The organism is Brachybacterium halotolerans subsp. kimchii (assembly GCF_020792675.1).
Taxonomy (GTDB): domain Bacteria; phylum Actinomycetota; class Actinomycetes; order Actinomycetales; family Dermabacteraceae; genus Brachybacterium; species Brachybacterium halotolerans.
In genome coordinates this window covers 1,617,523-1,631,383 of the sequence record NZ_CP086254.1, presented here as the reverse complement: position 1 = coordinate 1,631,383, position 13,861 = coordinate 1,617,523, and the positions used below count along the sequence as shown (strand labels likewise).

Annotated in this window: 11 protein-coding genes; 5 read left to right on the top strand and 6 right to left on the bottom strand. The window is 70.2% G+C overall.

The window, feature by feature from the left end:
• Nucleotides 1-25: 25 nt before the first annotated feature.
• The 6 genes from Bra3105_RS07550 to Bra3105_RS07525 form a co-directional block, all read right to left on the bottom strand.
• A complete protein-coding gene (locus Bra3105_RS07550) occupies nt 26-1,927 on the bottom strand; it encodes a CDP-glycerol glycerophosphotransferase family protein (protein ID WP_228359272.1) in 1,902 nt (633 codons plus the stop codon).
• Between the two features lie 41 nt (nt 1,928-1,968).
• Nucleotides 1,969-2,685 carry an ABC transporter ATP-binding protein gene (locus Bra3105_RS07545; protein WP_228359615.1) on the bottom strand — a complete coding sequence of 239 codons (717 nt, stop codon included), beginning with the start codon at nt 2,683-2,685 and terminating at the stop codon, nt 1,969-1,971.
• A gap of 476 nt (nt 2,686-3,161) precedes the next feature.
• On the bottom strand, nt 3,162-3,998 hold the full coding sequence (locus Bra3105_RS07540; RefSeq protein ID WP_228359271.1) for an ABC transporter permease: 837 nt from the start codon (nt 3,996-3,998) through the stop codon (nt 3,162-3,164).
• Nucleotides 3,999-4,287: 289 nt separating this feature from the next.
• Nucleotides 4,288-5,589: a CDP-glycerol glycerophosphotransferase family protein gene (locus Bra3105_RS07535; protein WP_228359270.1), complete on the bottom strand. Its 1,302-nt coding sequence runs from the start codon at nt 5,587-5,589 to the stop codon at nt 4,288-4,290.
• Entirely contained in the window at nt 5,589-7,472 is a 1,884-nt protein-coding gene (locus Bra3105_RS07530) for a glycosyltransferase (protein ID WP_228359269.1), read from the bottom strand. The genes Bra3105_RS07535 and Bra3105_RS07530 overlap by 1 nt, the downstream gene beginning before the upstream one ends.
• 190 nt (nt 7,473-7,662) lie before the next feature.
• Nucleotides 7,663-8,004, bottom strand: a complete 342-nt coding sequence (locus Bra3105_RS07525; RefSeq protein ID WP_228359268.1) for an MGMT family protein — start codon at nt 8,002-8,004, stop codon at nt 7,663-7,665.
• 41 nt (nt 8,005-8,045) lie between these two features.
• On the opposite strand from Bra3105_RS07525, the gene Bra3105_RS07520 reads away from it, so the two are divergent.
• From Bra3105_RS07520 to Bra3105_RS07500, 5 genes are all read left to right on the top strand, one after another.
• Nucleotides 8,046-8,873, top strand: coding sequence for a DUF4194 domain-containing protein (locus Bra3105_RS07520; RefSeq protein ID WP_228359267.1), 828 nt, complete (start codon nt 8,046-8,048; stop codon nt 8,871-8,873).
• Nucleotides 8,874-9,188: 315 nt separating this feature from the next.
• Nucleotides 9,189-10,130: a carbohydrate ABC transporter permease gene (locus Bra3105_RS07515; protein WP_228359266.1), complete on the top strand. Its 942-nt coding sequence runs from the start codon at nt 9,189-9,191 to the stop codon at nt 10,128-10,130.
• Nucleotides 10,127-11,071 (top strand): carbohydrate ABC transporter permease, encoded by a 945-nt coding sequence (locus Bra3105_RS07510; protein ID WP_228359265.1) that lies wholly within the window; start codon nt 10,127-10,129, stop codon nt 11,069-11,071. Before Bra3105_RS07515 ends, Bra3105_RS07510 begins: the two co-directional genes overlap by 4 nt.
• Before the next feature lie 137 nt (nt 11,072-11,208).
• The gene (locus tag Bra3105_RS07505) at nt 11,209-12,573 is read left to right on the top strand and encodes an ABC transporter substrate-binding protein (protein ID WP_228359264.1); all 1,365 of its coding nucleotides are present in this window, start codon (nt 11,209-11,211) and stop codon (nt 12,571-12,573) included.
• A 339-nt stretch (nt 12,574-12,912) separates the two neighbouring features.
• Nucleotides 12,913-13,845: a hypothetical protein gene (locus tag Bra3105_RS07500; protein ID WP_228359263.1), complete on the top strand. Its 933-nt coding sequence runs from the start codon at nt 12,913-12,915 to the stop codon at nt 13,843-13,845.
• Nucleotides 13,846-13,861 lie beyond the last annotated feature (16 nt).

Sequence of the window (13,861 nt, the reverse complement as noted above, 5' to 3'; positions counted from 1 at the left end):
CGCGGCGGACTGCCCCCGCCTGGCGTCAGTCCTCGTCCTCGTCGGCGCTGTCTGCGCCGTAGCCGTCCTCGGTGGAGCGCTCGTCGCCGACCTCGCCCTCGTCGGCCGCTCCGCGGCTCGACAGACGGGCCTCCTGCGAGCCCTCGTCGGCATCGCCGGTCGCCGCCTGCAGGGCGAGCACCGGCTTGCGATCGTGCAGCACGACGTTGCGCGCGGCGCCCACGAAGGCTTCGGCGTAGTTCTCGGCCGGGAACGGGCCCAGGTAGTCCACGCGGGTCTGCTTGCGGGCCTCGGCCTTGGGGTCGGTGACCAGCAGCTGGTCGAGCATCTCGTCGAGGTTCGAGAGGTCCTTCGGGATCACGTAGGCCGAGCGTGCGAGCGGGAACATCCGCTCGAACTCCGCGACCGTGTACGACATCGTCACCAGGCCGTAGGGCTTGCCCGAGTACAGGAAGTCCGGGACCACGGAGGAGACATCCGAGATCATCGCATCGGCGGCGTTGAAGCAGCCGAAGGCGTCCAGGTGCTTCTCCGCGGCGCGACCCCACAGGTGCTCGCGGCCGCTGGCCTCGCGGTCCTCGCGCAGCAGACGCTTGATCTCGCTGATGTTCCGGGAGGCCTCGGGATTGCGATAGCTGAAGGGATGGGGACGGAACACGACCGTGATCCCGCGCTCCAGCAGGTTGCGGATGATCTGGGGGCCGACGGGCAGCGAGCCGTAGTTCGTGTCCGCGTAGTGGCCCTCCCACGTCGGCGCGTACAGCACCGTGCGCACCGGCATGTTCTCCGGGCCCTGCTGCTCGACGGTCTCCACCTGCGGGCGGCCGACGATCGTGAACTTCTCCTGCGGGATCTCCACGCCGTTGTTCGCGTAGCGATCGATCGCGGCCTGGCCCGCCACGAAGATCTTGTCGTACAGCGCAGTGACCGGGTTGAAGCTCGAGGCCTTGTCGCTGTCGCCGTGCAGCAGCTGCACGTGGGTGATCTGCGGGTAGCGCACCAGATGCACGTTCGGCGCCGAGTTGTTGACGTAGAAGGCGGTGGTGATAGACGGCGTGATCACATCGTCCAGCTGCCAGATGTTCGTGCGCACCACCACGGGCGCGTCCGTCAGGCGCCGGATCTCGCGGAAGGCGGATGTCTTGCGCAGCACCACGATGAAGGGCTCGCCGATCCGCTCGAGGTATTCGATCCACATGCCCACCTGGTAGGCGGAACCGGCAGGCACGCCGTAGTAGAGCACGAACTTCGGGGCGTAGGCCTCGACGGCGGCGTAGAGGTTGTTGTCGGCGTTGACGGAATCCCGCACGCGCCGGAAGGAGTCAAGGGCGTGGTAGCCGGCCACGGCGAGTGCGATCAGCGGCAGGGGCAGCAGGGCGCCGGCGGGCACGCGCACGAGCAGCAGCAGCGAGGCGAGCGCGGTGAGCGAGAGATCGACGACCAGGACGACGTTGACCGGGAATGCGGCACCGCGGTGGTCGGGGATTCCGGGCAGGTTGGCGACGCGCAGCTTGCGACCGGGCGCCACGCGGGTCACCACGGGCTCGGAGAGCGGCACCAGGGCGAGCAGGACGGCGGTGATCCAGCCGACGGGGCCCGTCGTGCCCTGCGCCCAGCAGATGCCGAGCGGCAGCAGTCCCAGCAGCAGTCGGATGCCGTGCTCGCCGCTCAGGGCCGTGCGACCCACGTGCTTGCGCAGTCGCCTGTATCCGCGGCGGATGAGGATGAAGAACGGGTAGATCGCTGGGATCGCCGCGATGGCCGGGTGGACACCGATGGCGAGCAGCACGAGGGGCGCGATCGCGAAGATCGTCTGGGTGAGGCGGCGGCGCAGGCCCGCCATCCGCTGCCATGGCATCACCATCTTGTGGGCGACGGCGGAGGGGTTGCTCGCCTCGGTCTGCGGGGCCTGATCGGTCTGGGCCATCGGTGTCGAAATCCTTCGGTCGTGCGGTGCAGCGCGCGCTGCTAACCCTGCTCGTCGTACTGCTTGAGGACGTCCTTGATCGGGCCGTCGGCCCGCAGAGCGCCTTCTCGAAGATAGAGGCCCCTGGTGCAGAACCTCTTCAGGTCGCTGTTGGAGTGTGAGACCAGGAACATCGTGCGGCCCTCGGCGAGCATCGAGTCGATCCGGTCGTAGCACTTCTTCTTGAAGACCTTGTCGCCCACTGCGAGGACTTCGTCCACGAGCAGGATGGGCTCCTCGAGCTGAGAGATCACGCTGAATGCGAGACGCACCTTCATGCCCGAGGAGTAGTGGCGGAACGGCGTGTCCATGAAGTCCTTCATCTCCGCGAAGTCGACGATCTCGTCGTACTTCTCGTCGATGAGCTCCTTGGGCATGCCGTGCAGGCCCGCCGCGAGATACACGTTCTCCTTGCCGGTGAGATCCGGCGAGAAGCCGCCGGTGATCTCGATGAGCGGCGCGACGCCCTGGCGCACGGCCACCTCGCCCTCGTCGGGAAGGAGCACGCCGGCGACCAGCTTGAGCAGAGTCGACTTGCCCTGGCCGTTGCGTCCGATGACGCCCACTGCGTCGCCCTTGGCGATGTCGAAGGTGACGTTGCGCAGCGGCCAGAACGCATCGCGGCTGGGGCCGGTGTCGCGGCGGAACAGCAGGTCGCGCAGGCCGATGTCCTTGCGGGTGCGCGAGAACTCGACGCCCACGTCACGCAGGGAGATCACGGGCGCCTGTGCGCTGTCGGCGGCGGCCGGACCCGCGCCTGAGGGCTCTTCCGGTCGGCCCGCGGTCGTCGCGACTGCGGATGTCTGCTCGGACGGGGAGGTCATCGCCGACGGGGCTTTCTCCGTCGCGGGCTTCCTCTCGGAGGGCTTCGTCTCGACGGGCTTCGTCTCTTCGGTGGGCGTCGCTGCGGCCCTCGCCTCCGTATTCGGCGAGTCCGCGGAGTCCGCCGAGGCATCGGGGGAGGAGCCCGAACCGAGGGCGCCGGGGGAGGTGTCCGGGGCCTCGTCGGGCGGGATCGGCTGTGCCGCCGCCACGCCGGATGTCGCGACCTGATCGCTCGCAGCGCCTGCGGCACTGCCACGACCGGTGCGGGATGCGGACACGGTGCTCGACGAGGCCGGGGCGGGGCCGCGTCGTACGTGGCGAGGAGCGGTCGCGAGCCGACGGGGCTCCTCGCTGCGCTGTGTGCGGGCCATCAGATCTCCTTCAGGACCGTGGATTCGAGGCGCTTGAAGACGAACCAGCCGAGGAACAGCACGAGCACCGACACGATGGTCGCGCTCAGGATCACGTGCCCTGCGGCCGGCTGGTCGAAGAAGCCGGAGCGGAAGCACTCGAGGATGCCGGTCACGGGGTTCAGCCCGTACAGCACCTTCACGAACTCGGGCACTTTCAGGGAGGCGACGTCGTGGTACCCGTAGATCACGGGTGAGGCGTAGAACATCACGCGGGTGATGAGCCGGATGATGGGCTTCAGGTCGCGCACGAGCACCATGATCGGCGAGAGCAGGAAGCCCAGGCCCACCAGGAGGACCAGCTCAAGCACGAGACCCAGCGGGATGTACAGCAGCTGCCAGTTGTACTGCGGGTGGTAGAAGATGAGGAACAGCAGGAAGACGGGCACGGAGAAGAGGAACTCGCACCCCTTCGCTCCTACCGACCGCAGCACCCAGATCTGGCGCGGCAGCGCTGTCGAGGCCAGCAGGCGTCTCTGCGAGACCAGTGCATCCGCCCCCTGCGTGAGCCCGTTGGTGAACCAGAACCAGGGCAGCAGGCCGGCCAGCAGGAAGATGATGTACGGGTCGTTGCCCACACTGCGGTGGAAGATCACCGTGAAGACGAACCAGTAGATCGAGCTCATCATGAGCGGCTCGAGGACGGTCCACACCCAGCCCAGCATCGAGCCGGCGTAACGCAGCTTCAGGTCACGGCGGATGAGCACCCAGAGGGTCTTGCGGGTGTCGACGAGCTCCCGGATGATGCCGAGGCTGCTGCGCTTGGAGCCCGCCCCGTTGCGGATCGCGACGGTCACGGGCGGCTCCCCTCGGGACACTGCCGGGCGGGGCTCGCGGTGCTGGGTTCCACGGTCGGTGTCTTCCTCTCGTCCTGCTCGGTCGACTGCCGCATCTCATCGCGGAGCGCGACCGGATCCGTGCAGGCGACCCGGCGGCGTCGTGACGACGACCCCGGGCTCACGTCGCCGCGATCGTACTCGGTGAGGAGTGGAGAGCGCGGTGTCGGCCGACACGGAGTGATCCTCTCCATGTTGCGCGTTCGACGGGCCAGTTCATCGTATCCCCAGGTCGCCAGCACGAACGTGGTCAGAGCGAGCCTCCGGGCGCCGCCTGCCCCTCGTGGCCGGAGGCGGGATCGCCGGCCCCGTCCGACTGCCCTTCCTCCTGGATCGACGCCCACAGCTGATCGCGCAGCACGGTGAGGTCGGTGCAGGCGTCGAGGAAGCGCTGCAGTGAAGCCCCCGGGGTCGTGTCCCCCAGGTAGTACTCGGTGAGCTCATGGCGCTGCTCGCGCTGCGGGTCCTCGGTGATCTGCTCGAGGGCGAGCTCGCCGGCGCGCGGAGACCGCTCCGCGGTGAGCCGCGGGGTGGTCTGCAGCAGGCGCGTGGCGGCCTCGCGGGGGCCGCCCTCGGCGCGGTCGGGCTCGGTGACGATGAGCGGCTTGCCGGTGGCCAGCCAGTCCGTCGCGACGGCGGAGACGTCGCAGATCATGAGGTCGGCGCGGGCGAAGTCCTGCTGGATGCTGTGGCGCTCGGCGACCTCCTGCCCGCGCTCGGCGAGCAGTTCGCGCAGCTGGGCGTCGGCCTCCCCGAAGGCGGGCACGCGCACCCCGGTCAGCGGGTGCGGCCGGTAGATGACGTGCAGACCGGCGGCGACCAGCGAGCGCACGATCATTTCCGACTGCGTGAGCAGTGAGGAGTAGGCGACGCTCGCCTGCCCGCCCTCCCACGTCGGCGCGTAGAGGACCGTGCGGGGCGCGCCCTCGGAGCGCGCCGGAGTGCTCGCGCGGTCCGTGTCCAGGCTGGGTCGGCCGACGGGGATGCAGCGGGTGCGCGCGTCGAACAGCGTCGAGTAGCGCTCGAGGCGGTCGATCGCCGCCTGCCCGGCCACGAAGGAGAAGTCGTAGGCCTTGATCTGGTTGGAGACGGAGACGCCCTTGTCGGAGTCGCCGTGCAGCAGAGAGACGTGCAGCGCCGAACGGCTGCGCAGCGGCGCCGTGTTCAGCGGGTTGTAGTTCACGTAGAGGATGAGCTTGATGTCGCTGCGCAGGATCAGCGCGTCCAGCGTCGCGTCGCGGGCGACGGTGATCACCGTCATCTCCACCTTCTCGCGCAGCGCCGCGGCGACCCGCGAGTCCATGCACACGATGGTCACGCCCCGCTGGCGGTGCAGCTCGCGCAGCGGCCCGAACCAGTCGTCGAGCTGGTAGAGGCTCTCCAGGGTATCGGGGAAGTAGAGGATGACGTCGCCCTCGAGGACGGTCTCGCCCAGGCGGTCGTCATCGCCCAGGCCGTCGGGCACGCCGCCGGGCAGCAGGCGGAAGCGGCGCAGGAGCTTGCCGCCGGTGCTGCGCAGCCGGCGCTTGAGGGAGTTGCCGCGTGCGGCCATTAGCGGCCTCCTTCCTGGCTCGCGTCAGCGCTGTCGTCCCTGCGCTCCTCGGTGCTCGTGCTCCCCGCCTGCTCGGCCCGTTCAGCGTGATCCAGGATCTCCCGCCAGGTGCCCGCCGTGGTCCAGCGCGGCAGGGCGCGCGCATACCGGCGGCGCAGCGAGCCCCAGCGGAGGGCCAGGCGCACGTGCGTGCGCAGCACCCGCATGAGCAGGGACCGATCATCGTGCCCGTCGATCGCGAAGGAGTCGATCCTCTCGCCCTGCGCGGAGGTGATGATCACGGCGTCGGCCCCGAGCACGGTGCGCCAGGACACCGTGCTCGCGGGGATCTCCAGCACGCTGCGCGGAGCGCGGGCGGGGGAGAGCACGCGCGCGAGCGCCCGCAGCGCCCCCGCGGGCAGGGAGAACGGGGAGGTGCGCGTGGGCTCGAGTCCCTCGGTGCGGGAGCGCTGGCGCACGCGCCAGGCGTCGACCACCGCCTGGCCGTCGGCCCGCGCGCTGCGCAGGTCCGTGCCCAGCCATGCATCGGGGCCCGCGAGCGCGGCCCGCGCCCCCTCGTCCCACAGGCGCGCCGTGAGGTGGAGGCCGGAGAGCACGTGCTTGAGCTGATGGGCGAGCGAATCGGCGAGCACTCCGCGGCCCGCGCGATGCGCGGCGGCGGTCGCCAGGCGGTTGCGGTGCAGGATCCGAGCGCTCCAGCTCATCTGCGTGCGGTACGCGTCCCAGGAGGGGTGGGTGACGGAGGCGCCCGGCAGCACCATCGTCGAATAGCCGTGCGCGCTCGCGCGCAGCCCGTACTCGGCGTCGTCCCACTTCAGGAAGAAGGGGGCGGGGAGCCCCAGCGTCCCGACGGCGCCGGGCGGGAGCAGTGTTCCCCACCAGCCGGAGTAGTCCGCGGCGGTGCGCGGCAGCAGGGCGTCCCAGTCGGCGGGCGTGGTGCCGGCGAGGTCGAGCGGTCCGTGCATGCCGTCGGCCGAGCGCCAGAAGAAGGTCGATCGCTCCACATGCTCGGCCTCGTTGAGCAGGGTGGGGGCGTCGACGGGGGAGCCTGCGTCCAGCAGCCCTGTGCCCAGGATCGTCGGCGCCTCGGCGAGGGCCTGGAAGGTGAGCAGGCGGCGCAGGGACTCCTCGGAGATCAGGGCGTCGTCGTCCGAGAGGAACACGGCCTGGGCGGGGTCCTCGAGGGAGGCGAGCATGCCGCGCGCGTACCCGCCGGAGCCGCCGAGGTTCGGCTGCTCGAGGAGTTCGATGCGCGCGGGGGAGTCGGGGAGCTCGGCCGACGCCCTCTCCTGCGCCTCGAGGAGCCGGGTGAAGGGGGCGTGGTCCGCGAGGGTGCCGCCCTGATCGATGACGAGCACGCGGGCGACGAAGGGCATGGCGGCGAAGGCGCGGGCCTGCGCGGTCGCGTCGTCCTCGCGGCGGAACGTGGGGACGACGGCGCTCACGCGCGGCAGCTCGACCTGCTCGTCGACCCACCAGCGCACGCCGGTGCCGGTCGCGCCGGACCCGGTTCCGCCGGACCCAGCGGTCGCCCCCTCGACCCACAGCCAGGCGGGGGTGGAGGGATCGGCGAGATCCACGGTGCGGCCTTCGGCGGCGATCTCGCCCAGGTCGATCACGGAGCCCCCCTCGGCCCCGAGGAGATGGGGGCGACGGGCGGAGGGGTGCGCAGCGACGGGGATGTCGGCCGTACCCGCCTTGTCAGCTCCGGCCGTCCTGTCGACCCCGTCCGTCCTGTCGCTGCCGTCGGACCCGGGCGCCTCGATCGCGACGTGCACCGGGCGCGCCCCGACGGCATGGCGCCACGCCCACACGGCGAAGGCCTGATCCCACAGGGGCGCGGCCGCGCTCGAGGTGCGCTGGAGCGTCGTCCCGACGTGCACGGGGCCTCCTCGGAACGCGCGGTCATGAACGGGTGATGGACGGCAGGCCGCGGTGAGCTCGATCCCTGGGCTCGGAACACGGGTCTGCACGGAAAGGGGTCGGGCTCTCGCCGGGCCGTTCCTGAGGTTACAACAGGGCGAACGGCCGACGAACGAGGCGTGACCGATGTCGGGTCGTGCGGGCCGGTCCTCACTCCTCGGGCAGGTCCGCCCAGGCTCGTCGGGCATCCGCCACGAGCTGCTCGTGGTCGGCCCGGTACCGCGCGATCCGGCAGCCGCGGCCGTTGGGCTTGAGCGCGATGCCCTCCTCGTCCCACGCGTCGCGGGCGCGCGCGAGGAGCGGAGCGGGCAGGTCCCCGTCGGCCGATGTCACGCGCCACCAGGTCACCCCGGAGCCCCACTGGCTCATGATCCGACCCACCAGGCGCGGCCCCACCCCGCACACATCGCCCACCTGGCCGTAGCTCGCGACGCGGCCGGGCGGGATGGCCTCGACGGTGCGCAGCACCCGCTCCACGGTGAGATCGTCCATGACGGCCAGTCTCGCAGGTACCCTCGATGATCGTGGCTCCCATGACATCCCCCGCCTCGCCCGCCGCGGCCCCGTCGAACCCCTCGGGCTCGGCCCCGTCCCCGGACGACCCGGACGCGCCCACCACCTCCGGACTGGGCGCGCTCGTCGACGAGTCCCGCCGCGTCCTCGTGGCCCTCCTGCAGGGACCCTTCGTCGACGGCCGGCGCGAACCCCAGCGCTACGGCCAGCTGCTGCGCGACCGCGCCGCCATCGAGGCCCGGCTCGCCGACATGTTCCTCGAGCTGGTCCTGGACGACGACGCCCAGGTCGCCTTCGTGCGCCAGAGCGAGTCCGACCCCGATGCCCCCAAGCTGCTGCGCCGCCTCTCCGGCCTGAACCGCCTAGACTCGGTGCTGCTGCTGGTGCTGCGCCAGATGCTGCTCACCCAGTCCTCGCGCGGACAGCGCGCGGTGGTCTCCGAGGCGGAGATCCAGCAGGCGCTCGCCGCCTACCGCCGCTCCACCTCGACCGACGAGGCCGGCTTCGCCAAGGAGGTGCGCGCCTCCATCACCAAGATCCAGCGTGCGGGCCTGCTCGAGGAGCAGGGCGATTCCTTCGAGGTCTCCCCGGTGCTGCGCCTGATGATCGGCCCCGATACCGCGCGCGAGTTCATCGCGCTCTACCGCGAGGCAGGAGCCGGCGGCCTCGCCGACCCCGAGGACGCCGACGCTGACGATGCTGACGCCGAGGACCTCGACGCAGAGGATGCCGACGCCGAGGACGCCGACGCAGAGGGTGTCGACGCTGATGGCGGGGCCACCACGGACGCGGAGGACGAGACCGTGGACAGCCTGATCGACCCCGTGGACGGGGACGAGGAGCGCTGAGCACCGAGGGATGAGGGCCGACGCCGCGGGAACCTGACCTCGGGGAGCCGATCCAGGGGAACCGACCCCGGAGCGTCGGACCCCGGACGCTGAGCACACGTCCGTGCATCCCGGACGGCGGCGCAGGGGTCGATGAGGTCGCCGACGCCGGGTTCCGGCATATGCCGCACACCCTCTGCTACGGTGACTTGGATCACCGTGTTCACCTCCCGTTCACCTGTGCTCGGGCCATTCCCTGACCTTCCCCACCCGCGGTCGCGCTGCTGAGGGCGACCGCCCGCCCACCGCCTCGAAGACGAGGAGAGGAGGGGTCGCATGACCACGACGTCGACCGACGCATCCACCGTCTCGGACGCATCCGAGATCCCGCGCCGCAAGCCCTCACGACGGGGCCAGTACAGCTCCTGGCTCTACCTGGTGCCGGCGCTCGCCGTGTTCGCGGTCTTCATGTTCTTCCCGCTCGCACGCTCGTTCGTGCTGTCCTTCCAGGGCAACGACATCCTGGGCCGTCCCGCGGGCTTCGTCGGCGCCGAGCACTACCTCAAGCTGCTGCAGGACTCCGAGTTCCATGCGGTCCTGCTGCGCACGATCGCCTTCGTGGTGCTCACCGTGGTCCCGGTGATCGCGATCTCGCTGATGCTCTCGCTGCTACTGCACCAGAGGATCCGCGGCATCCGCTTCTTCCGCACCGCGTTCGCCTCGCCGTTCGCGTTCTCCGTGGCGACCGCCTCGGTGATCTTCGCGGTCATGTTCAACCAGGCCACAGGCGTGCTGAACGGCATCCTGGGGACGTTCGGCATCGGCCGCGTCGGCTGGATCACCGACCCCCACATCGCGCTGATCTCGATCGCGCTGACCACCGTGTGGATGCAGATGGGCTACAACCTGCTGGTGCTCTCGGCGGGCCTGGGGTCCGTGCCCGACGACATCATCGAGGCGGCCCGTCTGGACGGTGCGGGCGGCCTGCGCCTGCAGCGCTCGATCATCATCCCGCTGCTCACCCCGCAGATCTTCTTCCTGCTCGTCACCGGCACCATCAACTCCCTGCAGAGCTTCGGCCAGATCCACATCCTCACCCGCGGTGGGCCGCAGGGGTCGACCACCACCCTCGTCTACTCGATCTACGAGCAGGCCTTCGCCTACGGCAACTCGAACTTCGGATACGCCTCCGCCCAGGCGATCGTGCTGCTGATCGTCGTCGTCGTGATCACCGCCCTGCAGTTCGGGCTCGTCGAGAGGAAGGTGTTCTACCAGTGAACGAGCACTCCTCGACCGCGCCGTCGTCCGCGGCCCGCCCGGCGCCGACCACGCCGTCGGGCCTCGCGAGGCCGTCGGACCCTGCGCGGCCGTCGGGCCCTGCGCGCCGTCGACGACCTTCCGGAGGCATCGCCTCGAAGGTCGGCACCTATGTCGTGCTGCTGATCTTCCTGGTGCTCATCGGGTTCCCCGTGTACTTCGGCTTCGCCGGCTCGCTCATGGGCCCGGGCGACATCAACGCCTACCCGGCCGCCCTGTGGCCCAGGAGCGGTGCGGTGCTGCGGAACTTCGCGGGCGCCCTCGACGCGATCCCGCTGCTGCGGCAGTGGGGGAACTCCGTGGCGATGGCGGGCATCATCACCGCCGGCCAGATGATCACGAGCGTGCTGGCGAGCTTCGCGCTGGTGTTCCTGCCGATGCGCTGGCGCACCTTCTGGTTCTTCCTGCTGCTCAGCACGATGATGGTCCCGGTCGAGGCGATCATCATCCCCAACTACCTCTTCATCTCCGACGCGGGCCTCATCAACACCCTTCCCGCGCTGACGCTCCCGTTCCTCGCGCACGGCTTCGGGATCTTCCTGCTGCGCCAGGCGTTCATGTCGTTCCCGGCGGAGCTGTTCGACGCCGCCCGCATCGACGGCTGCTCGAACCCGCGCTTCCTGCTGCGGATCCTCATCCCGCTGTCGCGGCCCACGCTGATGGCGCTCGGATTCTGGTCCTTCCTCATGGCCTGGAACATGTACTTCTGGCCCCTGCTGGTCACGCAGACCCCGCAGATGCAGACCATCCAGATCGGCATCACCCAGCTCAAGTCGGCCGACAACTTCAACGCCGGCCTCGTGCTCGCCGGCACCGTGCTCGCGGTGGTCCCGACCCTGCTGCTGCTCATCTTCGGGCAGCGGTTCATCGTCCGCGGCCTCACCGGCGGAGCGATCAAATGAGCGGCGCGGACGCGTCGGCGCCTGCGCACGTACCCGCTGCGGCACTCGACCCCTGAGCATCCCGCACCCCCACAGAACCGATCCCGCACCTCACGGAAACGAAAGGCGGCCCGACGATGATCCGACGGCGCACAGTCATGGCTTCGATGGCGGGGATGGCGGCGACGGCACCGCTGGTCGCCGGCTGCTCGGGAGGCGGAGGAGGCTCCGAGGCGAAGGCCCCGGACTCCGGCGCTCTCGACAAGGCCGACGGCGAGACCACCGTCGCCTTCTGGCACTCGATGGACGGCACCAACGGCGACACCCTCGAGAAGCTCGTCAAGGCGTTCAACGAGAAGAACTCCGGCAAGATCACGATCAAGCCCGTCTACCAGGGCGAGTACGACGACGGCATCACCAAGTACAAGGCCGCCGTGCAATCGGGCAGCACACCCGCGCTCGTGCAGATATACGACCTGGGCCTGCAGTTCATGATCGACTCCGGGACCGTGGTGCCCATGCAGTCGTTCATCGACCGCGACTCCTACGACGTCTCCGACATCCAGCCCAACATCGCCGGGTACTACACGGTCGCCGACAAGCTCTGGTCGATGCCGTTCAACACCTCGATGCCCGTCCTGTACTACAACAAGAAGCTCTTCGAGAAGGCCGGACTCGACCCCGACAAGGCACCCGAGACCCTCGACGAGGTCGCCGAGGCCGCCAAGGCCCTGTCGAACAAGAACGACGGCCCGGCGGAGTTCGGCTTCAACGGCGCGATCTACGGCTGGTTCGTCGAGCAGATCATCGCCACCGCCGGAGAGCTCTACTGCACGCCCGACAACGGCCGCGGCAAGGAGCGCGCGAGCGCCTTCGCCTTCGACAACGACGCCGCCGTCGAGTTCCTGACCTGGTGGAAGAAGCTCGTCGACGACGGCATCGCCGGCAACACGGGGCGTGCCCCGGCCGATGCGCAGGACGCCTTCAAGTCCGGAACGATCGGCATCACCCTCGAATCCACCGGCGCGCTGGGCGGCATGAAGGAAGCGGCCGACGAGCAGGACTTCGAGCTGGGCGTCGGCTTCTACCCGCGCATCGAGAAGAACGAGTACGGGCCGGTCATCGGCGGCGCCTCGCTCTACGTGGTGGGGGAGAAGCACTCCGACGCGGAGAAGGAGGCCGCCTGGAAGTTCGTGCAGTTCTGCAACGAGCCCGCGAACCAGGCCACCTGGCACACGGGCACCGGCTACTTCCCCGTCTCGAAGAAGGCGCTCGACGAGCCCGAGGACACGAAGTGGCGCAAGGACTTCCCGCAGTTCGACGTCGCCATCCAGCAGCTCGACGAGACCGAGCTCAGCACCCCCACCCAGGGCGGCACCGCGGGCATCATGCCCCAGGCCCGCAAGGCCGTCGAGGAGGCCTGGGAGGGCATCCTCCAGGGCGACGACCCGAAGGAAGGGCTGACCAAGGCCGTCAAGGGCCTGCAGTCCGCCCTCGACCAGTACAACGACTCGGCAGGCTGACCGACTCAGCAGGCTGACCGACCCGCCAGGGCGACCGCCCCGCCCTGAACCCCAGCGCACCTCCCCCCCCCCCCCGCCGGCACCTTCGCCCGCGAGAGGTGAGTTGTTGTCGTCAAAAGGCGCTTTTGACGACAACAACTCACCTCTCACCGGGCGATGACGACGACAACTCACCTTTCGCCGGCGTGGGACTCACCTTTCGCCGACGCGCGCCGGTGCCGACGCACGTGCGACGACCGGGCGCTGCGAAGACCGCCCAGGTGGGCGAGATCCGTCCTGTGAACTGGGCATTGTGGATGATTCCCGACCTCCGGGTGCGAGTCGGGGACGCTGGTGCCCATGTCGAAGCCGCGTGCGCCGCTGCCTGCGCATCTGCCGCCGGTGTTCACCGCACGGGAGGCGAGGGCCGCCGGGGTCGGCGTCGCCCGTCTGCGCTGCCCGGACATCCGAAGCCTTGCGCGCGGGCTCTACGCGAGGGCGGGGACCGGGGCGAGCGCCGCGCAGATCGTGCGCGCCCTGTGCTTCGACGACCCGTCGGCCTTCGCCTGCGGACCGACCGCCGCGGAGCTGCTCGAGATGCCGATCCCGCGCGGCCTCACGGCCGTGCGCAGCCGGACCGTCCACGTGGGCAGCACCCTCAAGCACGAGGACTCGGCCCTGATCCGGTGGCACATGAGCTCGGACGCCGAGGCGAAGGACGCGATCCTCGTGGGAGGGGTCCGGGCCACGACGAGGATCAGCACGTGGTGCGATCTCGCCTCGCTGTTGAAGTCCGGCGATCTCGTGTCGATCGCCGATCACCTCGTGCGTCGGCCCCGGCCCCGTCTCGAGGGACGCACCGAGCCCTACGCGTCCCTCGATGATCTCGCCGCAGCGCTCGAGGGACGCCGAGGACGACGGGGCGTGCGCGCGCTGCGCGACGCGCTCGTCCGGGCCCGCGTGGGCAGCGACTCCCCGGCGGAGACGAGGCTCCGTCTTGCCCTCGAGGACGCGGGCCTGCCCGAGCCCCGGCTCAACGCGCGCACGTACGACGGGGGAGTGGACCTCGGTGAGCCGGATCTGTCCTGGCCGCGCTACCGGGTGTGCCTCGAGCACGAAGGGCCGCGCCACCTCACGCGTGCTCAGCAGGAGCGGGACATCGAGCGCACGGAGCGCCGCGTGAGCGCAGGCTGGATCGAAGTGCGCACCGTCGCGTCGGATCTGCACGACGGGTGCTCGCGCGCGGTGGTCAGGGTGGACGACGCACTGCGTCGCCATGGGCGGACGCGCTGACACGGCCACCCGCCGT